We start from the raw sequence: 24,569 nt of genomic DNA, 5'->3' as shown, positions 1-24,569 counted from the left end.
TGATTGATTTTAGAATCCAAATGTTACTCCGGCATAAGCCGAATATGTTTTAATGTGAGTTTTGTCAAGAATGAAATATTCATTCGTAGTCATTGATGTATTGTTATCACTTATGTCGACAAGTCCATAAACTCCCCTGAAGCCAATACCAAATCGGACAAGTTGCCCTAAGCCAAAATCAAATCCAGCACCATAAGCAATTCCGAAATCTGATTTTTTTACTGCAAGTCGTGCCTGTAAAGAATCGTTACCACTTCCTGCAAGTTCAAGTTTTGATCCTACGTTAAAACCCCATTGTGGACCAACAACAAAATTTAAATTTACCGGACTACTTGATCCCGTATTAAATGATAAAAGAACAGGAACATTGATATAGCTTAACTTGATCTCATTCTCAAATTCCTGAGTTTTGTATTTCTGTGCATATCTAGAATAGATCAACTCACCTTGAACTCCAATATGACTTGTAAAATGAATTCCTAAAAGTGCACCAACACCGTAATTTAATTTAGCAGTTGTCTGAACCGTAGAATTATTGATCTTATTGAAATTAAATGAAGTGATGGTAGGCATTATCCGGGCACCGATAAAAATTGACGGTCCTCCGAGAAGGTTCATAGATTGAACCGAAGTTTCTTTTTCTACAATGTTCGTTTCCTTTAATGCATAGAAATCATTTTCACCAAGAATTATGATTTGATTTGAACTTTGCCCTAAAGCAATCGCACCTGTTATCAATTGCAGAAGCAGCTGAACAATTATAATTTTTGCTTTCATAAGTGATGCAGTTAGTCATCATCACAGTTAAAAAAAATGAACCTTTAACATTTACCTGCTTAAACAGCCATTTCATTCAGAATTTACCACACTTTGTGTATTTTTTTGCACAAACACAATTTAAGAGCTTTTATCTTGTTTAAAGTCCACTAAGTGCGATCTATTGGCTTTTAATAGTGCTGATAATGCAATTCGCACAGAAAAACGAAAGACAAATGGCGAGAAACGAAAGACAAATGGAAACCATCAACAGTTTTCTCAACTTCAAATGACATATTTAATTACAATTCAACAACTTAAACCCTTCGGAAAGGTTTTTTCTTTTGATTTCCTTTTTTACCTTTGAGGCCCTCAATTTCCATATAACAAATGTTTCAAAAAGCACGGGATACAGCCTATCTGGAATCCACCAGTTTACTTATCCTGCTCATCCGGTGGAAAAAGCCCCTGATCATTACTGTAATGATAGCGGCTATTGCGTCTGCTGTTTTTTCAGGGCCATGGTTTGTTACGCCAAAATTTAAATCATCAGTTGTATTCTTTCCTTCTTCAACAAATTCAATCAGCAAAGCGTTACTTGAAGAATCGAGTTCAGAAAAACAGGACATCCTTGCTTATGGTGAAGAAGAACAGGCTGAACAAATGCTACAGATCTTAAACTCGGATGAGATCCGGGAAACTATCATTAAAAAATATAATCTGATTCAACATTATAAAATCCAGGCTGACGACCCTTACCCCCAGTCCAGATTGTATGAAGAATTCAAAAGCAATATTACTTTTTCAAGAACAGAATTTTTATCAGTAAGAATAGAAGTACTGGATACTGATCCACAAATGGCAGCAGACATAGCGAATGATATTTCTTCTTTGCTTGACTCCATGAAAACAAAAATTCAACATGAACGTGCGCAAGAAGCATTAAACATAATTGAAACTTCTTATAATAGCAAGTTATCGGACCTGAAGCAAAAAGAAGATTCTCTTCAACAATTAAGGACAATGGGAATCATCGATTATGGTTCACAGGCTGAAATATTATCTGAAGCTTATACGTCAGCTGCTTCTGTTTTTGAAAATGAAAGTGCAATGCTAACTGTACTTGATAAGTATCATGAGCAAAATGATTCTATCATCGTCAATACAAAAGCAAGAATAAAAGGAGCAGAAGCTAAAATGAAAGGTTTGCAAACACAGATCAATAAAATAACGCAGTTTGGGGGAGCAAGCATTTCTCTCAACTCTCAGATTGGTTATGACAGAGCAGAAATTTCGAAACTAAAAGATAAGTATGAAAAACTTAAGCTAGATGCCAACCAGTCGTTAACACATCAGTTCATTGTAAATAAAGCTGTAAAGTCAGAGCGGAAATCATATCCTGTCCGCTGGCTGATCATACTTGCAACTTCAGCAGGAGCATTTTTTATTGCCCTTCTTACTATTATGAGCATACAGCGTTATCAGGAAATCAAGAATTAACAAACAATAAAGTATCCCATAAAGAAATGAACAATCCATTCTTCAATTCGATTGAATTAGTAAATTTAATAGTACGTTGGAAAAAACAATTGTTGATCGTTGGTATCGCCAGTCTGGTCCTTTCAGTAATTTTCTCCTCTCCTTTCTTTATCAAACCGAAGTTTAAATCGACAGCAGTTGTCTACCCGTCTAATCTTATTGCCTACTCTACCGAGAGTGCAACTGAGCAGATGCTTCAGATCACACAATCAACTGATATTCGTGATAAAGTAATCCGTTCATTTAATTTGTTTGAGCATTACGATATAGATACGATCTCTGATATCTCTTTCCGGACAAATGTTTTCAAAGCATATGAAGAAAACGTAATTATCAAGAAAACAGAATATGAATCAATGGAAATTACTGTTTACGATACTGATCCATTGAAAGCATCTCAGATGGCGGATTCAATCATCGTATACTTCAATCAGAAAGCAAGAGAGTTGCAATCAGAAAAATCGAAAGAAGTAGTTATCATTTCTAAAAATCAAATGGACGCTAAACAAGCAGAAATGGATTCTATGGAAGCTGCTTTGCACGACCTGCAGATAAAGTACAATATTCTCGACTACAAAACGCAAGCTAAAGAAGCTTCAAGAGCGTATCTGAGAAGCTTAAATCAGCCAAACTCAAAAGCAGCTATTGAATCAAAAGCAATTCTTGAATCATTAAAAGAAAAAGGATCAGAGGTTAATGCATACAATGAGCATCTCTGGAGAGTCAGAGGAACATACAATGACCTGAAACTTGTTTATGAAAATGCTTTACGCGATGTGACAAAAAATTTAACCTATGCAAATGTTGTGACTCCACCTCAGCCTTCAGACAAAAAAGCTTATCCTATCAGATGGCTTATCGTTTTGGTTTCTGTTGGTTCATCTTTGTTAATGGCATTTATCATCATTCTTGTATTTTACTCAAACCGGGAATTTAATAAAGCTGCATAGATCGTGTTGAACAAAATTGAATTGCGTGGGTTTTATGCACTGATCATCCTTTTTCTTGGAGTAACTTGTTACTTCATTGCAAAAGAAATGTATTGGTTTGCTGCTGCGCCATTAGTTTTAGGACTTGCATACCTGGCTATTTTTTCTCTAGACACAATACTTTATGTTATTGCATTTGCTACACCTTTTGCAATTACCTTAAATGACAAAAGCCACGGACCGGCATTAAGTATGCCTACTGAACCGCTGATGTTTGGAGTATTGCTGCTTTTTATTTTCAAATTTATTTTTGAAGGTAAATTCGACAAGCGCGTATTAAATCATCCTGTTTCCATTGCATTGTATTTTGTTCTTGGATGGATGTTCATCACTACCATCACCAGCTCTTATCCTTTGGTAAGTTTAAAGCACATGATCTCACAGTTATGGTTTATTGTGCCTTTCTATTTTCTGGGAACACAACTTTTCAGAGACAAAAAGAATATTAAAAGATTCATCTGGGTTTATCTGTTCTCCTTATGTTGTGTAGTGATCTATACTATCATCAGACATGGAGAAAATGAATGGACACAAAAAGCAGCGCATTGGGTAATGATCCCTTTTTACAATGACCATACTGCCTATGCAGCTGTACTTGCGCTATTCATTCCACCGGTAATATTTCTCTGGCGCGACAAAACAAGTCTGCTCCGCGAACGGGTTCTTTCTTCAATGGCTTTCTGGGTGCTCTTCATAGGTGTAATTTTAAGTTATACCCGCGCAGCATGGTTGAGTCTTGTTCTGGTAATTATCTTATATTTCATTTTTGTTTTCCGGATCAAATTCAAGAACGTTCTTATTGCAGGTGTAGCAGCATTGGTGGTTTTCTTCAGTGTGAAGGACGACCTTTTTATGAAACTTGAAAAAAATCGTCAGGACTCTGCAACTGATTTTAACAAACACATAAAATCAATTTCAAATATCTCCACAGATGCATCGAACCTGGAAAGGATAAACCGATGGAACAGCGCTTTACGAATGTGGGAAGAAAGACCGGTCATGGGCTGGGGACCGGGAACTTATCAATTTAACTACGCACCATTCCAGAAATCTGATGAGATGACAATTATCTCCACAAACGCCGGTGATATGGGAAATGCGCATAGTGAGTATATCGGTCCGTTGGCTGAACAGGGAGTTCCGGGACTTACTTTCATTCTTATTCTTGTCGGGACGATCATTTATACCGGTACAATAATCTATTCAAAAGCAAAAAATACTCATACAAGAAAATTTGCACTTGCAATATTGATAGGTCTTCTTACTTATTTCATTCATGGAACATTGAATAATTTTCTTGATACCGATAAACTAGCCGTCCCTGTCTGGGCATTTGTGGCGATGATTGTTGCTTTGGATGTTTATCACTCGAAGGAAGATCCTGAGAAGATTGTTTAAAAAAAAATTAACACTAAGTTCACTAAATTTGTCACAAGAGCACTTATGAAAAAGCATCACTTGTGCACTTGTGCTAAAAACTGAGTGATCTTAGTGTTTTATTTTAATTGATATCGTCTGATTACGTACTCAGGTTCTTGAACCAGCAACTCAGCAATGTAATATCATCCGTATAATTTTTGCTTTGACGAAAAGATGAAAGTGACGCTATAAGCTGTCTGTGCAATTCTTCCATATCATGCAACTGATTTTTGGAAGTCAAAAAACCCCTTAACCGATCCATTCCGAATTCCATTCCTGCATCGTTCTCAACATCCGTTACACCATCGGTATAACAATGGAGCATAGCATTGGGTGGAATAAAAACTTTTCCGGAGTTAATAAAAGGTAAACTTTCAAACATACCCAATCCGGTGCTACCTTCATTGAGCATGTACACTACTTTTTCATGGATAAGAAATGGCGGATTATGGCCGGCATTCACATAATGCAATTCACTTGTGAGCGCATGATAACGACCGATAAAAAACGTAATGAACTTCTCGCCTTTTGCACTTTGAAAAACTTTTGCATTCAAGAGACTCACTAATTCCGACAACGAATCCATGTGTGGAAGTAATGCATGAAGATTCGCCTGGAAATTCGACATCAGCAATGCAGCAGGAATACCTTTACCGCTTACATCGGCCATGCAAAAAATAAATTCATTTTCAGAGACCGGAATAAAATCATAGTAATCACCACCAACTTCCTGATGCGGAAGATAGGTAGCATGAACTTCATACTCTTTTACCCGTGGTAATTTTGTAGGGAAAAGTAATGATTGCATCTGAGCCGCAAGTTCCAGTTCTTTCCTGATTCCGGCCTGACGTATTTTTTCATTTGCTATTGTATTGTTTTCAATTGCTACGACGATCAGATTTGTAATCGTATGTATGAATGGAATCAATTCATTCCTTTTCGGAATCACACTATTTCCCAATCCACCAACGAGTGCATAAGCAATTAACTGATCTTTATGATAAACAGGCAGTATGGTCTCAAATGTACTGATCCATAACTCCTGCTCCATTTCCAGATTATGCAGCTTGTTTAATTCCCCAATGATCTTGGTAAGATCGATATCCTCGAAATTTTTATCTGTCCCATATAACAACGAACACCTCCAATGCTGATCATGAATCAGCAGTGCAAGTTTTTCCACTTTCAACTGACTTCTCAATACATGTTCGTATACATCGAATAATTGCTTTGTAGAAAAATTGTAATTGATCGCTTTAGTAATTTGTAAAAGCCAGTGCAATTGCAATTTCTTAGCCTGTAATTCGGCGTTTACGTCCTGGACTGAAGGCACAGCAGAGATATTTTTTTCAACAGACAACTAATTATTTTTTAAGTTTTTCAATTAACTCCGGCAGTTGTTTTACAAAAGCGAGTTCACGCATTTTTTCCCGCGCTTCCTGCGTTGGACTGCCGAAATATGTTTTTCCACCTTCCAGCGATTTAGGTATTCCGGACTGACCTAATACAACAGCACCTTTTCCGATCGTCAGGTCTTTCTGAACACCAACCTGGCCCCAGAGAATAACATCATCTTCAATAGTGACTACACCGGCAATTCCAACCTGAGCAGCGAATAAACAATTCTTTCCTATAACAGTATCATGACCAACATGAACCTGATTGTCCATCTTTGTACCTTCTCCGATTATCGTATCACCGGATACTCCTTTGTCGATCGTACATGATGCACCGATCTCAACTTTATTTCCAATGATCACCCTCCCGCAAGAAACCATTTTATCATATCCTTCCGGACGACGCTTGAAATAGAATGCATCGGACCCGATAACAGAGCCGGAATGAATTATGACATCATCCCCGATTACTGTATGATCATAAATACAAACGTTTGCATGGATCAGACAGTTTTTTCCGATCTTGACATGATGTCCGATGAAAACTCCGGGTTGAATTATAGTTCCTAATCCAACTTCTGAAGTGGTGCTTATAGATGAAGTTGACTGTTCAAAGGTCCTGAATTTCTTTACAATAGTTACATAGGCAGAAAAAGGGTCTTCTGCATAAAGCAAACCTTTTCCTTCAGGGATATTTACTTCCTTGTTTATGATCACAAATGAAGCAGCAGATTGCAACGCTTTATCATAATATTTGGGATGATCCACAAAGGTGATATCACCTGATTCAACTTTATGAATTTCATTAATACCACTTACGAGAAGTTGGCTTTCGCCAAGAACACGGCTACCGGTCAGTTTTGCCAGCACCTCTAATTTTACAGGAACGTCGAATTTCATTGTTTACAAAAATAGTCTTTTTGCCTCCAAAATGCCCGATAATACTCAAAAGTAAAACACATTTATTAACATGAAATTTTAATTCTCTTCCTACCATGAAAAAAAGCTATTTTCGCCCCTGAAAATGAGAATCGCTGTCAATACCAGAATGCTTCTGAAAGGAAAAATGGAAGGAATAGGTTATTTTACCTATGAAACTATGAAGAGAATGGTTAAAAACCATCCAGAGCATCAATTCATATTTATGTTCGACAGGCCTTTCGACGAATCATTTGTTTTCTCAGAAAATGTTGAGCCTGTTGTAGTGTCACCCCCTGCCCGGCATCCTCTCTTATGGTATTGGTGGTATGAGCATTCGCTACCCTCTGCTTTTAAAAAGTCGAAAGCAGATCTGTTCATTGGCACTGACGGATACCTTTCGGTATCGTCAAAAGTGAAAACCCTTTCGGTATTTCATGATATAAATTTTGAACATTATCCTGAAGACCTTCCTGTTTTTAACAGACTGTTTTACAAACATTATTTTCCTATTTATGCCCGGAACGCTGCAAGGATCGCTGCTGTCTCAGGTTTTACAAAAAATGATGTTATTGAAAAATACAATATTGATCCGGGAAAGATTGACATCGTTTATAATGGAGTGTCGGATCAATTCAAACAACTATCAGATACAGAAATTCTGGATATCAGAAATAAATTCACACAAGGTCAGCCTTATTTTCTATTTGTTGGTTCATTGCATCAAAGGAAAAATATTTCGAACATGCTGAATGCCTTTGATGAATTTAAAAAGTCAAAGTCGTTGCCGGTAAAAATGGTTTTAGCAGGAGCGAAACGTTGGTGGACCGATGAAATGGAAACAACACTGCAGAAGATGGAGAATAAACCGGATGTAATCTTTACAGGCAGGGTTTCTTTTGAAGAACTTTGCAGGATCACTGCCGGTGCGTTGGCAATGACGTACGTATCCACCTTTGAAGGATTTGGGATTCCAATTGTAGAAGCGATGCGATCAGGAGTTCCTGTTATCACTTCCAATGTTACATCCATGCCTGAAATTGCAGGAAATGCGGCTTTACTCTGCGACCCTTTTTCGGTTAAATCAATTTCTGGTGCAATGATCAGGATCGCATCCGATGACCAGTTGAGAATAAAACTGATCGATGCCGGATTGAAAAGACAAGCTGATTTTTCATGGGATAAAACAGCAAAACAGCTTTGGGATTCTGTTGAAAAAACTATTGACTCGCTGTGAAAATCGGATAAAAGAATGAGTACTTTAGATTCGAATAATTTCACATGTTAAAACAATTCCACCAGAAACATTTACTTGAAACAGGCTGCGATGAAGCAGGTCGTGGATGTCTGGCGGGACCTGTTTATGCAGCAGCAGTTATACTTCCTATTGATTTTTATCATCCGCTACTGAATGATTCGAAACAATTGACTGAATCACAAAGAAATTTATTACGTCCAATTATTGAAAAAGAAGCGATTGATTTTGCATATGCTTTTGCAACTCATGAGGAAGTAGACAGGATCAACATTCTCAATGCATCTTTTCTGGCCATGCACCGGGCAGTATCAAAATTGAAACATCCCCCTGAATTTCTACTGATTGATGGAAACAGGTTTAAGAAATATCCCAACACCGAGCATGCGTGTATTATAGGCGGTGACGGGATCTATGCTTCTATTGCTGCTGCTTCCATCTTAGCCAAGACTTATAGGGATGATTACATGAATGAATTGCATTTGAGTTATCCACACTACAGCTGGAATACAAATAAAGGTTATGGCACATTGACTCACAGGACTGCCATCTCAGAATATGGATTGTCCCCTTTTCACAGATTAACTTTCAGGATGCTCCCAACACAACTATCACTTGAATTCAACAATGAATCGTTATAAGATCATTGCTACCTCTCTAAAACCACCCGTTCTTAGTTGTAATTTGCAGTTCTTATGAAGAGAATTGTTATTAGTTCGATTATTGCGCTTGTCGTACTGATTCTGGCAGCTACGGGATACTATTATTCACAGAAATATGCTGTATTACATAGTAATCCGATTGATGCCATCCCAACTGACGCAGCCTGGTTTTTGGAATTAAAAAATCCTAAATCAGGAGTTGACCAAATCTCAAAGACTGATTTCTTTAAAACATTAAGTAATGATTCTTCATTTGGAGTAATAAAAAAAAGTATTCATTGGCTCGATTCAGTTTCAAAAACAGATGAACTTTCTGCAACGATCTGGAACGAACAAAAGTTGTTTATTTCTGCTCATCCGGTAAAGGCTACAGATTTTGATCTCTTATATACCTGCAATTTACCCAGGGGAAAATCTGCAAACAATCTGAATACGATCATCGAAGATCTGACAGACAAGATTTACACCAAAGAGGAACGTGTATATGAAGATGTAAGAATTCACGAACTGACAAAGAATAATGAAAGCTACTTCACATATGCAATATCAAAAGGTGTATTTATTTTCAGCAGGACTTCTTTTTTAGTTGAAGATGCGATCAGACAATTGAAATCAGGAGTTTCATTCAATAAAACTAAAACATTCACTAAAACCGGAACAAAGTTCGGTGCCGATGAATCCATATTACTTTTTGTAAATCATTTCGGATTACACGATATGCTCACCGGGTATATTAATTCTGATCGTTCAGGATTTATGGATGCCATAAATAACATTGGCCGATGGACACGATTTTCTTTTAAACCTGAAAGCAATTCCATTTCATTTAAAGGTCTTAGTTCATCGTATGATACAACTGACCTTTTTTCTTCATTGCAAAATCAATCTGCATCAAATTCTATCTGCGCTTCTGTTCTGCCTGCAAGAACTGCAGTGCTTATTGACTTCTGTGTTCCGAATATAGAACAAACATTAAATAAACTCCGTGCGAATGGACATTTCTTTATTAACCAAAGCAGTGCATCGAATTATATTGACAGTCTGAATAAAAAGTACAATTTTAATCTTGGAAAGTTAATGACGAGCTGGAACAAGAAAGAAATTGCACTAGCCATTACAGAACCGGGAAGTATGGACCTGGTTAATAATACGTATGCACTGATCAGAACTGAGAATACCGGCGATGCAATACAATCGCTTGAAAAGATTCAAATTGCTGTGGGTAAAAACAAGGGCAATGAAAAATACCGTTCACATACGATCAGCAACTTCAGCCTGAATTCAATTGTTCCATTATTTTACGGAAATATATTTATCGATATTGAGCAATCGTACTACACAACTGTCAGAGATTTTGTTGTCTTTGCAAATAATCCATCAATATTAAAAAGTCTGATCGATGATTTTGAGGACAAAAAACTTCTGGAGAATGAATCTGATTTTATTTCGCATAAAAACAATTCTATTCTGAATGGTCAATTGAATGTTTATTTTAATTTTCAAAGAGGCACCAATATTCTGAGATCAATTTCGAATGAAGATATTTCCATGAAACTTATCAATGATGGAATTATTAAAAAAAGTGTACAGTCGCTTGCCATTTCGGCTTCGGCAAAAAACGGCATGACAAGTTCAACAGGGCGGATCGACTTCTCAGGAAAAATAAAAAAAGAAATTCATTTACTTTGGTCGTCTCAACTTGACACTACACCTGCTACTCCACCATTTGTAATAGTAAACGGAGAAAATAAATTTATTGCCATTCAGGATAATGAACTTAATTTGAATTTCTATAATGATGCCGGACGACTACTTTGGAAAAAACGTATCGGTGAAAAAATATTGAGCACCATCTATTTTATGGACCAATATAATAATGGCGAATGCCAGATGGTCTTCAATACAATAAATAAATTATATCTGATCGACACAAACGGTGATTCAATAAGTAATTTCCCAATCCGGCTTCCTGCAGCAGCAACTAATGGTTGTTTGCTGAAAGATTTCGACGGACACAAAAAGTATGAAATCTATGTAGCCTGTCAAAATGGTTCGATATACGCATATGAGATCAGTGGAAAACCTTTACCACAATGGAATACCAGACAAGCAACATACGGTATAGACAGAGATTTTATTCCATTCCGATTTAACAACAATGATTTCATTTATGCTTACGGGAATAATTCACAATATATCATCGACAGAAAAGGCAAAATTGTACGATTAAAATCATTAGACAATCCAATTGCAAAATCTGTCGTAGCGTATTCTGATTCAGGAAAAAAATCCACAATATTTACAACTGACATTTCCGGCAAAGTATATAGTATCAATCCGGCAAACACAACTGATTTGATCTCCCTGAACTTATCAGAAAACATCTCAGACATAATTGTAATCGGAAACAAATTGGATGACGAAATTGCTTTTCTGATCTCCAACAAACTATATTCTTATGAAAGTGGTGATTTAAAATTCACTTCAGAAATTAATGGCGCAAAAGATCTGAAATTTGTCGATCAAATTAACTTTCCGGGAAGAGCCGGAATTATTGACAGATCAAAGAATAAATTTTACCTGTTATCTACCGAAGCCTCTATTGCAGAAGGATACCCGATCTGGGGAAATTCAGATTTCAGTCTGATGACAAGCGATGATAACACAGCTAAATCATACATAGTGATCTCAGATTCGAATGGTGTACTTTATGTATATAGCGAATAGATCCAATCCTAAAATATAAAAATCAAACAAAATGACCACGCAAAAAAAACTATTACTATTCACCTTGCTAATTGTATCGCTGACGATACAATCATGTATTAAGGACAATGATTTTGATTACGACAAAATAGCGGCCAGCACCTGGAATCCTGATGTTGCAGCGCCATTGATACATTCGTCGTTAACGATCCAGGACATTATTGCTTCCGGTGATTCAAGTATTGTTTCCATTGATTCCAATCACCTGGTGTCGCTTATCTATCGCGGAAAAATTTATTCTATTTCAGGAAATGATCTGTTTCAATTTGCAGATCAGAATGACAACACTCCGTTTACTTTCAATTCAGGTGACAGCACAACTTTATATACGACGAATAGTTTGTCTAAAACAATTCCGAAGACTACAAATTTCACTTTTCCGGGAGCTGAGCAGATTGATTCAATGAATATCAAATCAGGCTCTTTAGAAATTGAAATTCGGTCAACAATACCTCATTCGGGATCTATTAACATATCAATTCCTCCACTATCATTAAATGGCGTACCGCTTAGTTTTACAGTTCCTTTTACAGCAAGTACCGGTTCACAAATTATAAAAATTGACAGTACTCTACTGGCAGGTTATTTGTTTGACTTTTCGTCTTCGGGTACTGCAAATAATTTCGGGTTAACGTATGTAGCGAGTCTGACAAACTCAGGTACATCTCTTTCGATAACAAACAAAAATCTTGACGTGATCGCAAGATTTAAAAACATCGATTTTTCCAGCATCTTCGGATATCTGGGTGTACATACAATTGATCTGATCGAGGATTCATCACGGATAACATTGTTTGATAATTTCCAGAGTGGATCATTGTATTTTGAAGATCCAAAAATGACATTTACAATGTCCAATTCTTTTGGCTTGCCGATTGACGCACATGTATCATCCTTTGCTGCGTTAAGACCTGATGGTACTTCAGTCCCTATCACAGGATCAATTCCTGATCCATTGCCAATCGGATATCCTCTTGTAGCCGGACAAACTTCGACAAGCAATTTCGTATTAGACAAAACAAACAGCAACATTCAATATGTGATCAGTCAGGCACCAAGATATATTGTGTATACTCTAAATGCGTCCAGTAACATTCCCAGCGTCCCTGTAAATTTCCTTACTGATAGCAGCAGATTAAATGCAGACATACAAATTGATTTCCCTTTACGTGGCTATGCAAGTAATTTCACAGTTATGGATACTGCAAATTTCAGTCTGGAAAGAATTGACGAAATTGAATCAGCAGTATTCAGAATTAATATTGATAATGGATTTCCGGCACGGGCTTATACTCAGATCTATTTCACAGATTCCAATTATGTTGTTTTGGATTCTATGTTACTTGATCCGAATAACATTTTAGTTGAATCAGCAGAAATAGATGCTAACGGAAGGGTAACTCAGTCTACCCACAGAACAGGTGATGAACCATTCAACAAAACCAGAATTGAACATCTGTACAATGCTAAAAAATTACTTATTGTTTCAGTTATTGATACTAAAGACTCACCGACAAGGAATATTGAGATCTACGACTCGTACAAACTTGATGTCAAGATCGGTGTACGTGCTCAATTAAATGTAAAATTTCAATAACCTAAAGCAATCTGAAAACAATGAAAAAACTTATATCACTACTATACTTGTTCTTTCTGGTCTCCATATGTTCAGCGCAACAAGATCTCACATTATATAACATGAATACTGTTGGCGAATCAATTGAAATTAATCCTTCATTGATGCCTGCCAACAAATATTACGTCGGTTTACCGGGAATCAGTTCAAACTATTTTCTATTCAGTAACAATAGTTTTACATACAGGGATTTCCATTATGTAAGAGCAGACGACTCAACTGTTATCGATATTGACAAAGCATTGGGCAAACTTGATAAATCCAATTTCCTGACATCTCAGGTGAGAATAAATCTTTTGGGCTTTGGTTTCAAAATTGATAAAAATTATTTCTCTGCAAATATTACAGAGCGGGTGAATTTCCTGTTTACTTTTCCTGAAGAACTGTTTAATTTAATTGATAAAGGAAATGGCCCCTTCATTGGACAGACTCTTGATTTTAGCAAAATAGGATTTGATGCAACCCACTTCCGTGAATATGGGTTGGGCTGGGCAAGAGAAATGAACGAAAAATTGACTCTGGGAATCAGGTTGAAGTATTTATACGGAATGGAAAATTTCAGTTCAACGTTTGGCGATCTGAGTATGACAACAAGTGCATCTGATTACGCTCTTGAGTTGAATACGAATATTACTGTGAATACTTCTTCACCTGTGAATAATTCAGATGGCTATGATCAATTTGAAGGCATCGGCTGGGGCACTTATGTAAATAAACTCAAGAACCGGGGATTCGGAGCTGATCTTGGAGCTACTTATAAATTAAACGATAAGTGGGCATTGAATACCAGTATACTTGACCTTGGATACATAAAATGGAAAAGCGATGTTAAAAATTTCGTGACTGATGCCGGCCGATACTTCTTTGACGGAGTTGATATTTCAGATTTCATAAATGATACAACAAGCAATGTAGAAGGTGTTCTCGACTCACTTGGAAATGCATACAAAGCAAAAGAAAACAGTAATTCATATTCTACGAATCTGCCTACGCATGTTTACTTAGGAACGAATTATACCATTGGTGAAAAAGTTCTGCTTCTGCATTACTCCATGCAACTTTTTTCAAAAAACTATTCAACCAACATTTACTTTAGGATATAATCTGAAAGTCGGAAATCATCTTAGTCTTGCTGCTAACTATTCCATAATAAATAAAAATTTCGACAACATCGGACTGGGAATGTCAACAAATGCAGGTCCGGTTCAATTGTATGTTACGACTGATAATATCATTGGAACGATTGATCCATTATCAAATCATACTGCGCATGTTCACTTCGGAATCAACTTAATTTTCGGAAGACCACTTCGCGACAGAGATAAAGATAAAGTAGCAGACAAACATGACCGTTGTCCTGATGTTCCTGGCCTGATTGCTTTGCAAGGTTGTCCTGACCGTGATATGGACAGCATTCCTGACATAGATGACAAATGTCCTGATGTAAAAGGTCTGGCGAAATTTGCCGGCTGTCCTGATACAGATAATGATGGCATTACTGATGTGGAAGATCGTTGTCCGTTAGATTCAGGTTTACTTGCATTCCAAGGTTGTCCTGATCTTGATGGTGATAGTATACCTGATCTTGAAGACAGTTGCGCAACTGAAAAAGGTCCGGTCGACTTTCATGGTTGTCCTGATACAGATGGTGATTTGATCATAAACAAACTTGATAGTTGTCCATTTGCAAAAGGTCCTGCATCGAATAATGGTTGTCCAGTAATTGAAAAAGTGGAGATCAAAGCGGAACCTATCAAAAATATTCCTACTCAGGAAGAACAGGAGATCATCAACAAGGTGTTCAAGAATCTTGAATTTGAAACCGGAAAATCCGTAATCAGAACTTCCAGTTATGAATCGCTAGATGAATTGGTAAAATTGTTGCAGAAAAAACCGGTGTATAAATTATTGATTGAAGGCCATACAGACAATGTTGGTGCTGCTGCTTACAATATGAAATTATCTAAGAACAGAGCGGAATCTGTTAAGAAATATATCACTGACAAAGGTGTTGACGGAGTCAGGATTACTGCAATTGGTTTTGGCTTAACCAAGCCTGTAGTTTCAAACAAAACTGCTGAAGGTCGTCAGAGAAACCGGAGGGTGGAGTTTACGATACAGTAAGTACAGTTGGTTAAAAGGTCAAGGTCAAGGGTCAAAGGTTAATTAGGATAGTGATAACCTTTGACCTTTGACCTTTTATCTTTATCGTTTCAAAATTTCCGTAGAAACTCCAAAACACTCCTTGCCTCTTCTTCTGTCAGATTATTATCCAGCATCTGAGAATAATAAATTGCAAGTAATTCTTTTGCGAGGGAATCTTTTTGCGTCATTTCCATCGGATTCAACATCATGTTCATGATCCATTCCGGTCGGCGGCGTTCAGTGATACCGGCAAGTCCGGGTCCGATTCCTTTTTCTGCACTTAGCTTATGACAACTTGTACATTTTGAATTATAAATTTGCTCTCCTGATTTTATGAGTGTTTCATCAGGGACATCACCTAAGGTCAGTTCTTTTATTGGACCGATTCCTTTTCCGTCGTAGTATTTATTTTCAGGTCTGTTTTCCGGAGACTGTTTATTGCCGGAATGTCCGCTTTTATCTCCGCTACAGGCTGTGAAAAAAGTCACAGAAAGTATGACCATTAAGGCTTGCAATTTCATCATATTTAATTAAATTTACCCTTATTGATTTGATTGACAAAAGTATCAGAATAACGACATTTTCCTTTCTGTGGATTAAAATTATTTCATCTTATAAATCAAGAGTATTGCTGTATATATGAAAGTTTTCAAGATACACTTAAAAGTACTTATAGGTTTTGCAATTGCAATCGCCGGTATCGGATTCTTTCTCTATACAACCTATACCAATTCACAATTAAGTATCACTGATAGTCAGAATATCACTCATCATTTAAAAGTGATGAAGATTTCCGAAAAATTATTGGATGATGTGCAGGATATGGAGACCGGATACAGGGGCTTCCTGATCACCGGCAATCATGATTATCTGACTCCAACTGACTCAGCATTCAGATCATTGCCTTCACATCTTGATGAATTGACTGCTGTAACTGCCGGTTATGAAAGCGAGGAACCTGCAGCGAAGGAACTTTCTAAGCATATCAGTTCAATGATGATATATGCGAAGAAAATCATTGAATTGCGAAAAGAAAACAGAAATGAAGAGGCTGTTTCAGAAATCAAAACCAATGAAGGTATCAGATTGATGGATAAAATCCGTAGTAACATTGCCATACTTGAAGAAAACGGAAGGACTGCTCTTAATGAATCAAATAGAAAAAAAGAGGAAATCGCACATGAAACAAAACAAAATTTCATCATCCTTGCATTAGTGATCTTTTTTAAACTTATTCTCGTTTACCTTATCATTGCAGGTGATCTTAAAAAAGAATGATTCGAATAAACAACAACTTTTAATAGCCAATAAAAAGATTCTCGATCTATTTGATGAGGCACCATGCGGTTATCTTTCTCTCAATAAAGATGGAGTGATCATTGAAATAAATAAAACTGCTTTATCATGGCTGGGATTTGATATCGAGGAAATTAAAGATAAAAAGAAATTTTCAGAGCTAACTCCAAATAATTACAGACTTTCAATTGAAAGTCTGATAACCAAAGCATCATTAGTCAATCACGAGATTGAACTTACAACTGCTAACGGAAAGATCATTCCTTTCTTAATTGATTCGAGGATCAATTATAATAAAGAAGGTGAAATAATTTATATAAGAACAGTTTTAACGGATATAAAAGAGCGAAAGAAAGCCGAAGCAAAAGCCAGCTATCTTGCAACTTTGATTGAGAATACAAATGACTCCATCATTTCGGTTGACAAGAGTTTAATTATCAAGAGTTGGAATAAAGGCGCTGAAAAATTGTTTTGCAAAACTGCTTTTGAAGCTGTAGGAAATTCACTTTTTGAATTTCTAAAAATACCAACATCACACGATCTGGAAAATGAAATGTGGAATGACCTGATCTCTCGTGGAAAATGGGTCATTGAATCTACGCACGATCTGGGAAAAACAAAACCTGTATATATTCAAAATTCAGTTTCAATATTTAATCAGAATAATGACTCAAATTTTATATTGATTTTTATTAGTCAGGACATATCAACTCAAAAAGAATATGAAAATACTTTAAAAGATTTCAATCAGAAACTTCAGTCCAAAGTCATAGAACAAACAGAAGAGATCTCAAGTATCTTCAATAGAATTTCAGAAGGATTTGTTTCATTCGACAATAACTTCAATGTTATTTTTGCCAATCCATATACAGAAAAGCTGATTGGAATTTCACGTGAGAAGATAATTGGCATGAATTTTCTTTCATTCTTCAAGGGCGCAAAAAATCCAAATATTCTGAATAAGATCAAAAAGTCGAAGGAAGAAAATAAAAATGCACAGTTCGAAGAATATTCAGAATATTTCAAAAAATGGATCCATGTTAAAGTATACCCATCTCCGGGCGGTACAACGATTTTCTTCCAGGATATTACAGACAGAAAATTATCCGAAACAAAATTGATTGAAAATGAAAAAAAATACCGATTGCTCTTTCAGAACAATCCAATCCCAATGTGGATCATTGAACTTTCAAATTTTACGATATTAGATGTCAACAAAGCTGCAATCGATCATTATGGATATTCACTTGAAGAATTTATTGGCAAAGATGTAACTGAACTTAGACCGCCGGAAGAAATTGATAAATTTAAAAATTTATCAAGAATACATAGTGAATCAAATTTTAATGCAGGTAACCTGGACCCACCTTAAAAAAAATGGAGAAAGAATAAAAGTTGAGATTCTGGCTTACTCCATGGTCTATGACGAAAAAAAATGCCGACTGATCCTTAGTAATGACATTACAGAGAAACTAAAATCACGGGAAGAACTTGAGGCCTCACGCGATCAGTTACGTAATTTGTCGAGCTACCTTGAAAAGGTGCGTGAAGCTGAACGAACAAATATTGCCAGAGAAATTCACGATGAACTGGGGCAACAACTTACAGGACTTAAAATGGATGTTTCATGGATCTCCAAAAAGATTAAATCCGATGATGCTGCTGTAAATGAAAAAATTCAGGGAATGACAAAATTGATCGACGACACAGTCAAAACTGTCAGAAAGATCGCATCAGAACTCAGACCGGGAATTCTTGATGATCTTGGACTCGTTGCTGCATTAGACTGGCAGAGTAAAGAATTTGAAAAACGAACGGGAATAAAATGTTACTTTACATCTGACAATATTGAATACCACTTCAATAAAAACATTTCAACCGGAATTTTCCGGATCTATCAGGAAGCATTGACCAATGTTGCCCGGCATTCCAAAGCAAGTCGGGTTGAATCATCTATCGTAATTAACAATGATGAGATGATTGATATCACGATCAAGGACAATGGAATAGGAATGAGTAATGAAAACTCAGGCCGTTCTACTCTTGGCTTAGTAGGAATGAAAGAAAGAGCATTCATGATGGATGGTCAGTTGATCATCGATTCACAGGAAGGTAATGGCACAAGAATTAATTTGAAAATTCCATATCATAATTAAAACTTTAATATCATGAATATTCTACTAGCAGATGACCACTCTATTGTAAGAAGAGGATTAAAAGAAATCTTATTGGAAGAATTCCCGGATGCAAATTTTCAGGAAGCATCTGATGGCCAGGAGTTGATCAGAAAAATGCGAGCCGACAAGTTTGATGTTATCATCAGTGACGTTTCTATGCCCGGCAAAAACGGTTTAGAAGCCTTGAAAGTAATCAAGTCGGAAGCACCAACAATCCCAGTCCTTGTTCTCAGCATTCATCCTGAAGAGCTTTATGCGATTCGTGTGCTGAAAGCAGGAGCTTCCGGATATCTGACTAAAGAGAGCGCGCCTGAAGAATTAGTCAAAGCAGTCAGAATGGTTATGATGGGCCGAAAATATATTACACCATCGCTAGCAGAAAAAATGGCTTCTAATCTCGACAGCGATTTCAGCAAACTTCCGCATGAACTTTTATCAGACCGCGAACTTGATGTACTGAAATTAATTGCAGGTGGAAAAACAGTTTCAGAAATTGCTGTAGATCTTTCTTTAAGTGTGAATACCATTTCCACATACCGTTCAAGAGTGCTTGAGAAAATGAATCTGAAATCAAATTCAGAGTTGACTTTTTATGCGATTTCAAACAACCTTCTTTAAATTAATCAAGAGTATGATTATTTTCATTTCTAAGTAATTTCTTGAATTCGTTCCGATAAATTCAATTTGTCTTTTTTTGTTTGGCCATAATCCCGATAGCTATCGCAAAGTCGTCAATTTAATTATAATAATATCTATTGAAATTAAGTGAGTTCTCGTCTACTATTTTGCCATGAGCTTTAGATCAAATTCAAATGGCTATACTCTACAATTCATAATAAGGATAAGTATTTAAAATCGACAGGCCCGTTAGGGCCATACTTTTGGTAATAAAAGAATATACGAGAAAGTCAAGCCCCTTTAGGGGCGCACTCTTTCTACAATGCATGTGTCCATTAATTAACTGCATAAAAGTTCCAGCACATTGTAGTTCATACGGCATGTTCCTGATATCCAATTGTGCTTTCGTTTTCAAAAAAAAGCGATGTGTTAAAGAGTACGCCCCTAAAGGGGCTGAGCGCTCTTGTATGGTCTTGTATTACCAAAGGTACGGCCCTAACGGGCCTTATAATCTATAAAGAACAACGAATATTTCATTCGTCTAATCAAATGACATTAAGCTTCAGCTGATGGCAATAGAGGCTAACTTGCATAATACTTTTTTATAAATAATCTCACGCCAACAGATCGAAATACTTTTCATTTGTTTTTTTCTTTTAAGTTGACGTCTATGCGATATCTATCGGGATTCATTATTCATTTTAAACATTCAAAATTGTAACCTTCCAAACCATCCTTCTGCATTCATTATAAATTATTTTGTAGTACAAACCATGACACCCAAAACACAGTTTACATGGCAAAAATCGCTGAACATATAGCTTTAATTTACTGTATAAATAGGCGTTAGGAAAATTAAAATGAACCCGGGTAAAAAAGGACTTAAGATTTTGATAGTTGAGGACTCTCTTCTGATCGTAAAAAGATTATGGTCCTTATTATCTGATATGGAAGGTGTCGCTACGCTTGCTCATGCAAAAGACGGGAATGAAGCTATTCTCCTGGCAAAGGAGATCAATCCGGATGTCATTATTTTAGACATTAAGATCCCAGGCAAAAGTGGTGTCGAGGTTCTTCCTGAGTTAAAACTCAAATCGTATGCTAAAGTGATCATGTTAACCAATTATTCAGATGTTTATTATAAGAATTTATGTCTGAAACTTGGCGCTGAATATTTCCTGGACAAGTCGAATGAGTTCGAAAAAATCTACGAAATTCTACTTAGTATTGAGCCGGTTAGCTGATCTTGTCATTGTTTATACGACAAGCCCTGACAGTGATTAGTGACAACAAATTGATTCAAAGTTCTATTTTTACCGCAACCATTCTTCGCATCTTTGTAAAAGCAATGGTTAGTTGTTAAGAAATTATAATAGTGTTAGGCGATTGCGGGGTGTGTGTGCCGCGAGTGTGTGGGTCGCTTAACCAGTGTTAGAGTGAAAGCGGGTATGTGTGTGCCTGCGTGTGCGTGTGAAGGCTCAAAGTCCCTGTCGAAAGGCGGGGACAAGAGCTTTTTTTTTGCGGTAAATTTTAATTCAAAACGTTCGCCCTTCGACTTCGCTCAGGGACCTCCTTCGACTTCGCTCAGGGACCGTGGGTTTTGGGCAGATATGTGTGAATTTTTTTCGCAAAAAATTCACACATTACCACTTATAAGACGATTCCCGAGCGAAGTCGAGGGGCAATAATTTCGAACAACGGGTTAGTTATTAGATCTTTTTTGAAAATAAGGAACAGTATCATCTGACTTTTCTTCCTTTTGTTGCCAATAGGCCATTGTAACTACACTACCTTCTTTTGTCTTGAGTAATCTTCCAAAAATTGCATTGGTGACATTGAAACGAACATCAGTTACGCCTACTGTAAATGTTGTTGGTAAAACGGGTTCAACTGTTTCTCCTTCCACTGGAGCGGGAGCACCTTTTGGTGGCGGACTGTTCACTATAATTACTTTGTAACCGTTGAATTCAAGTATGGTCTTTAAGAAATCAGCTCTGGACTTATCTGCATTCTTTTCTACAACGGCACATTTTATTCCATCGAGATCTTCAAATAAATGATTCTGATTAATTGCCATATTCTAAATTCCTTTACTTAGTGATAATATGTATTCGTAAACCGGCCCGAAAAATCCTGTAAATAAAATCCCGGCAAGACAAATTACTAAAGCAAATTTAAGAGATAAACCGGAATGCATTTTTGGAATTGACTCCTCACTTTCATCCATGAACATTGCTCGGATCACACGTAAATAATAATACAGGGCAATGATCATATTTAATGCAGCAATAGTTATTAAAAACACATCACCTTTTGAAGCGCCTGCTTTCAATAAAAATATTTTTCCGAAAAATCCGGCAGTTGGCGGAATTCCGGCTAAAGAAAACAACGCAATTGCCAATGTCCATGCTAAAAATGGATTTTGTTTTGCCAGTCCCTTATATGAAGTGATCGTCTCCCGCCCACTCTTTTCGGCAATTTGAGAGATCACTCCAAATGCAGCTATGTTGGAAAAGAGATAGACAACAATAAAGTAAACCGAAGAAGTAACACCTTCCGCTGAACTCCCTGAAATACCAACAAGTATATAGCCGACTTGGGTGATGGAAGAGAATGCAAGAAATCGTTTCAGATTCTCTTGTCTGATCGCAAAAATATTTCCTGTTATCATCGTCACAATACTGAGTATATACAACAACAGATACCATGTATGCGATAAAGACCCAAATACGTGATACAACAAGAATGTAAATACTATGATCATTGCACCTTTACTGATGACAGAAAGAAAAGCCGTAACAGGAATCGGTGAACCTTCATAAACATCCGCAGTCCATAAATGAAATGGCACAACAGATAATTTAAATGCGACTCCTACAAACAAGAGTACAAATCCCATGATGTATAATGGCGTTTCCTGTACAACAATTGTCAATGCATCAAAACTTAAAGTCCCTGATGCCCCATACAGAAAGGAAATACCCATGAGCATGATACAGCTTGAAAAAGCAGACGACATGATCATTTTCATCGCTGCTTCTCCTGACTTTCTTTCTGCTAATCCGAAATTACATAAAGCTGCAAGCGGAATAGACGACAATTCAAGAGCGAGATAGAAGATCAGCAAATTACCTGATGAAATCATAAAGAACATACCGAGTAACGTGGACAACATCAGCAAATAAAATTCAGCAATGTGCTCACAACGTTTTAACCAATCGACTGAAAACAATGAAATCAATAAGACGCCGGTACTCAATAAATTTTTACCGAAGTTTCCAAGATCATACGACTTAAACACGCCTCCAAAAAGTTCACCTTCTCTAACCGGTAACCAATCGACAATACAATTGACGATAAGTAAAACATTGATCACACCAATCCACATGGAATTACTCTTGCCATTATCTGCCACTTTCATGATCAAAAGGATCACGATGATTGCGACCAGCATCAATTCATTCTTCATCATTAAAATCAAATCCATAGTTCCGGTTAGTTTAATGTGAATACTCTGTTTACATTTTTCATTATCTCTTCTGTTCCCGGAGCAATCAGGTCATTCAACAAGAATGGACTTAATCCGATGACCAGTATTCCTGCTAAAAGCAGCACTGATGCAGCTTTTTCATTCCAATTAGCGTCAGTAAGACTTTCAAATTCTTTATTCCTGATTATTCCCATTAATGACATTCCTGAAGCACGCAGAATATACACAGCAGTAACTACAATTGACATACATGCAACAATTGTAGAAACCCTGTAAAACATCTCTACTCTTTCCCATGATCCGACAAACACTGTCATCTCCGCGACAAATCCACTTAATCCCGGCAACCCAAGCGAACATAAACCGGCAAGAATAAAAACTGTACTGATAAATGGCATTACTTTCAACAAGCCACCAAGTTCGTTTATCATTCTGGTGTGAGTTCGCTCATAGATCATTCCGATAGCAGCGAAGAAAAGGGCCGTCATTAATCCATGCGACACCATTTGTAGTACTGCCCCATTTATTGCTGAAGGTGTCAGCATTCCAATACCTAACAAAACAAACCCGCAATGACTTACAGAAGAATATGCGTTCATGTATTTCAGATCCTTTTGCATCATGGTTGCAAATGCTCCATAGATAATTGCAATTGCCGCTAATCCTACTATATATGCTGAATAATAATGCGCTGCTTCAGGCATTAAATATGCTGCAACCCTTAAACATCCATATCCGCCTAGTTTCATAGAGATTCCGGCAAGGAACATTGATGCAGCCGTGGGTGCAGATGAGTGACCGTCAGGTACCCATGTATGAAAAGGAAAAATTGCTGTAAAAATTCCAAAGCCGATAAATAAGAAAGGGAAAAAGATAAGTTGTGTCTGCACCGGAATGATCTGTGTACGGAGCGACATCAGATTGAATCCTGTCGCTTCTGAAGTTGCATTTAAATATGTACCCAATAAACCGACTAACACTAATGCAGAACCGCCCATTAACATAAGCGCAAGTTTGTTTGCGCTGTATTCTTTTTTACCACTTCCCCAGATTCCGATCAGTAAATATTTTGGGATTACAGCAACTTCAAGAAAGAAGAACATACAGAATAAATCCAGTGAGATAAAGAAGCCATATGCGCCTGCGCTTAAAAGAGTAAGCAGAAAGAAAAACTCTTTGGTCATTTTTTCAACTTTCCAGGAGACGAGTATTCCGGCCAGCACAACTACTGCTGTAAGCATTATCATGGCTATTGAAATACCATCAACTCCAATATGATAATTTATATTCAGCGAAGCGAACCATGGAACACTTGATTCGAAGAGCATCTGACCATTGATAACTCCCGCACTTAATTCGTTGAAGCGAATAAGTAACAGACAACAAACTAACAATTGTACTACAGCTCCTGTCAAGGCAAAGACGCGGATGGCATTTTTGCTTCCGGCCAATAATATTGCCAGACAAGTTAACAGTGGAAGTATGATCAATAAATTCAGATTCATC

Annotated in this window: 21 protein-coding genes; 14 read left to right on the top strand and 7 right to left on the bottom strand. The window is 36.9% G+C overall.

The features are described 5' to 3' along the window. Positions 1 to 9 precede the first annotated feature (9 nt). Positions 10 to 777, bottom strand: a complete 768-nt coding sequence (locus IPL24_18775) for a PorT family protein (protein MBK8365629.1) — start codon at positions 775 to 777, stop codon at positions 10 to 12. 369 nt (positions 778 to 1,146) lie between these two features. Between IPL24_18775 and IPL24_18770 the strand changes: the two genes are divergently transcribed. From IPL24_18770 to IPL24_18760, 3 genes are read left to right on the top strand one after another with little or no spacing between them, the layout of a single operon-like run. Beyond that, positions 1,147 to 2,256: a hypothetical protein gene (locus tag IPL24_18770; GenBank protein ID MBK8365628.1), complete on the top strand. Its 1,110-nt coding sequence runs from the start codon at positions 1,147 to 1,149 to the stop codon at positions 2,254 to 2,256. A gap of 26 nt (positions 2,257 to 2,282) precedes the next feature. Continuing rightward, positions 2,283 to 3,245, top strand: coding sequence for a hypothetical protein (locus IPL24_18765; protein MBK8365627.1), 963 nt, complete (start codon positions 2,283 to 2,285; stop codon positions 3,243 to 3,245). Positions 3,246 to 3,248: 3 nt separating this feature from the next. Beyond that, positions 3,249 to 4,682 carry an O-antigen ligase family protein gene (locus IPL24_18760; protein MBK8365626.1) on the top strand — a complete coding sequence of 478 codons (1,434 nt, stop codon included), beginning with the start codon at positions 3,249 to 3,251 and terminating at the stop codon, positions 4,680 to 4,682. Positions 4,683 to 4,803: 121 nt separating this feature from the next. Here IPL24_18760 and IPL24_18755 read toward each other — a convergent pair whose 3' ends face one another. Continuing rightward, positions 4,804 to 6,063 (bottom strand): PP2C family protein-serine/threonine phosphatase, encoded by a 1,260-nt coding sequence (locus IPL24_18755; protein ID MBK8365625.1) that lies wholly within the window; start codon positions 6,061 to 6,063, stop codon positions 4,804 to 4,806. 4 nt (positions 6,064 to 6,067) lie between these two features. Then, positions 6,068 to 7,000, bottom strand: coding sequence for a UDP-3-O-(3-hydroxymyristoyl)glucosamine N-acyltransferase (locus tag IPL24_18750; protein MBK8365624.1), 933 nt, complete (start codon positions 6,998 to 7,000; stop codon positions 6,068 to 6,070). A 124-nt stretch (positions 7,001 to 7,124) separates the two neighbouring features. Here IPL24_18750 and IPL24_18745 point away from each other — a divergent pair, with 124 nt between their 5' ends. From IPL24_18745 to IPL24_18720, 6 genes are read left to right on the top strand one after another with little or no spacing between them, the layout of a single operon-like run. After that, positions 7,125 to 8,255 (top strand): glycosyltransferase family 4 protein, encoded by a 1,131-nt coding sequence (locus IPL24_18745; protein MBK8365623.1) that lies wholly within the window; start codon positions 7,125 to 7,127, stop codon positions 8,253 to 8,255. 44 nt (positions 8,256 to 8,299) lie between these two features. Next, on the top strand, positions 8,300 to 8,914 hold the full coding sequence (locus tag IPL24_18740) for a ribonuclease HII (GenBank protein ID MBK8365622.1): 615 nt from the start codon (positions 8,300 to 8,302) through the stop codon (positions 8,912 to 8,914). Positions 8,915 to 8,968: 54 nt separating this feature from the next. Continuing rightward, entirely contained in the window at positions 8,969 to 11,662 is a 2,694-nt protein-coding gene (locus IPL24_18735; protein MBK8365621.1) for a DUF3352 domain-containing protein, read from the top strand. 31 nt (positions 11,663 to 11,693) lie between these two features. Beyond that, positions 11,694 to 13,298, top strand: a complete 1,605-nt coding sequence (locus IPL24_18730; GenBank protein ID MBK8365620.1) for a hypothetical protein — start codon at positions 11,694 to 11,696, stop codon at positions 13,296 to 13,298. A gap of 20 nt (positions 13,299 to 13,318) precedes the next feature. Then, the gene (locus tag IPL24_18725; protein MBK8365619.1) at positions 13,319 to 14,440 is read left to right on the top strand and encodes a hypothetical protein; all 1,122 of its coding nucleotides are present in this window, start codon (positions 13,319 to 13,321) and stop codon (positions 14,438 to 14,440) included. Further along, on the top strand, positions 14,361 to 15,461 hold the full coding sequence (locus IPL24_18720) for an OmpA family protein (GenBank protein ID MBK8365618.1): 1,101 nt from the start codon (positions 14,361 to 14,363) through the stop codon (positions 15,459 to 15,461). The genes IPL24_18725 and IPL24_18720 overlap by 80 nt, the downstream gene beginning before the upstream one ends. Positions 15,462 to 15,550: 89 nt before the next feature. On the opposite strand, the gene IPL24_18715 is transcribed toward IPL24_18720, so the two are convergent. Continuing rightward, positions 15,551 to 16,003, bottom strand: a complete 453-nt coding sequence (locus IPL24_18715; protein ID MBK8365617.1) for a cytochrome c — start codon at positions 16,001 to 16,003, stop codon at positions 15,551 to 15,553. Positions 16,004 to 16,121: 118 nt separating this feature from the next. Between IPL24_18715 and IPL24_18710 the strand changes: the two genes are divergently transcribed. The 5 genes from IPL24_18710 (at position 16,122) to IPL24_18690 (ending at position 20,817) form a co-directional block, all read left to right on the top strand. Continuing rightward, a complete protein-coding gene (locus tag IPL24_18710; GenBank protein ID MBK8365616.1) occupies positions 16,122 to 16,760 on the top strand; it encodes a CHASE3 domain-containing protein in 639 nt (212 codons plus the stop codon). After that, positions 16,741 to 18,150: a PAS domain S-box protein gene (locus IPL24_18705; protein MBK8365615.1), complete on the top strand. Its 1,410-nt coding sequence runs from the start codon at positions 16,741 to 16,743 to the stop codon at positions 18,148 to 18,150. The genes IPL24_18710 and IPL24_18705 overlap by 20 nt, the downstream gene beginning before the upstream one ends. After that, the gene (locus IPL24_18700) at positions 18,110 to 18,934 is read left to right on the top strand and encodes a sensor histidine kinase (protein ID MBK8365614.1); all 825 of its coding nucleotides are present in this window, start codon (positions 18,110 to 18,112) and stop codon (positions 18,932 to 18,934) included. The genes IPL24_18705 and IPL24_18700 overlap by 41 nt, the downstream gene beginning before the upstream one ends. A 9-nt stretch (positions 18,935 to 18,943) precedes the next feature. Then, positions 18,944 to 19,573 carry a response regulator transcription factor gene (locus IPL24_18695; GenBank protein ID MBK8365613.1) on the top strand — a complete coding sequence of 210 codons (630 nt, stop codon included), beginning with the start codon at positions 18,944 to 18,946 and terminating at the stop codon, positions 19,571 to 19,573. A gap of 860 nt (positions 19,574 to 20,433) precedes the next feature. After that, the gene (locus IPL24_18690; protein ID MBK8365612.1) at positions 20,434 to 20,817 is read left to right on the top strand and encodes a response regulator transcription factor; all 384 of its coding nucleotides are present in this window, start codon (positions 20,434 to 20,436) and stop codon (positions 20,815 to 20,817) included. Between the two features lie 458 nt (positions 20,818 to 21,275). Here IPL24_18690 and IPL24_18685 read toward each other — a convergent pair whose 3' ends face one another. Genes IPL24_18685 through IPL24_18675 form a run of 3 tightly spaced genes read right to left on the bottom strand, consistent with a single transcriptional unit; the run spans position 21,276 to position 24,568 of the window. Further along, a complete protein-coding gene (locus IPL24_18685) occupies positions 21,276 to 21,650 on the bottom strand; it encodes a hypothetical protein (protein ID MBK8365611.1) in 375 nt (124 codons plus the stop codon). Between the two features lie 3 nt (positions 21,651 to 21,653). After that, positions 21,654 to 23,060, bottom strand: a complete 1,407-nt coding sequence (locus IPL24_18680) for an NADH-quinone oxidoreductase subunit N (GenBank protein ID MBK8365610.1) — start codon at positions 23,058 to 23,060, stop codon at positions 21,654 to 21,656. An 8-nt stretch (positions 23,061 to 23,068) separates the two neighbouring features. Next, the gene (locus tag IPL24_18675) at positions 23,069 to 24,568 is read right to left on the bottom strand and encodes an NADH-quinone oxidoreductase subunit M (protein ID MBK8365609.1); all 1,500 of its coding nucleotides are present in this window, start codon (positions 24,566 to 24,568) and stop codon (positions 23,069 to 23,071) included. Position 24,569 lies beyond the last annotated feature (1 nt).

It is taken from the genome of Bacteroidota bacterium, from assembly GCA_016711505.1.
Lineage (GTDB): Bacteria > Bacteroidota > Bacteroidia > AKYH767-A > 2013-40CM-41-45 > JADKIH01.
This window is presented reverse-complemented; position numbering and strand designations above follow the sequence as displayed.

Coding starts and splice junctions, on each gene's coding strand:
- IPL24_18775 (MBK8365629.1), bottom strand. CDS start 777: ATGAAAGCAAAAATTATAATTGTTCAGCTGCTTCTGCAATTGATAACA.
- IPL24_18770 (MBK8365628.1), top strand. CDS start 1,147: ATGTTTCAAAAAGCACGGGATACAGCCTATCTGGAATCCACCAGTTTA.
- IPL24_18765 (MBK8365627.1), top strand. CDS start 2,283: ATGAACAATCCATTCTTCAATTCGATTGAATTAGTAAATTTAATAGTA.
- IPL24_18750 (MBK8365624.1), bottom strand. CDS start 7,000: ATGAAATTCGACGTTCCTGTAAAATTAGAGGTGCTGGCAAAACTGACC.
- IPL24_18745 (MBK8365623.1), top strand. CDS start 7,125: ATGAGAATCGCTGTCAATACCAGAATGCTTCTGAAAGGAAAAATGGAA.
- IPL24_18740 (MBK8365622.1), top strand. CDS start 8,300: ATGTTAAAACAATTCCACCAGAAACATTTACTTGAAACAGGCTGCGAT.
- IPL24_18735 (MBK8365621.1), top strand. CDS start 8,969: ATGAAGAGAATTGTTATTAGTTCGATTATTGCGCTTGTCGTACTGATT.
- IPL24_18730 (MBK8365620.1), top strand. CDS start 11,694: ATGACCACGCAAAAAAAACTATTACTATTCACCTTGCTAATTGTATCG.
- IPL24_18725 (MBK8365619.1), top strand. CDS start 13,319: ATGAAAAAACTTATATCACTACTATACTTGTTCTTTCTGGTCTCCATA.
- IPL24_18715 (MBK8365617.1), bottom strand. CDS start 16,003: ATGAAATTGCAAGCCTTAATGGTCATACTTTCTGTGACTTTTTTCACA.
- IPL24_18710 (MBK8365616.1), top strand. CDS start 16,122: ATGAAAGTTTTCAAGATACACTTAAAAGTACTTATAGGTTTTGCAATT.
- IPL24_18690 (MBK8365612.1), top strand. CDS start 20,434: ATGAACCCGGGTAAAAAAGGACTTAAGATTTTGATAGTTGAGGACTCT.
- IPL24_18685 (MBK8365611.1), bottom strand. CDS start 21,650: ATGGCAATTAATCAGAATCATTTATTTGAAGATCTCGATGGAATAAAA.
- IPL24_18680 (MBK8365610.1), bottom strand. CDS start 23,060: ATGGATTTGATTTTAATGATGAAGAATGAATTGATGCTGGTCGCAATC.
- IPL24_18675 (MBK8365609.1), bottom strand. CDS start 24,568: ATGAATCTGAATTTATTGATCATACTTCCACTGTTAACTTGTCTGGCA.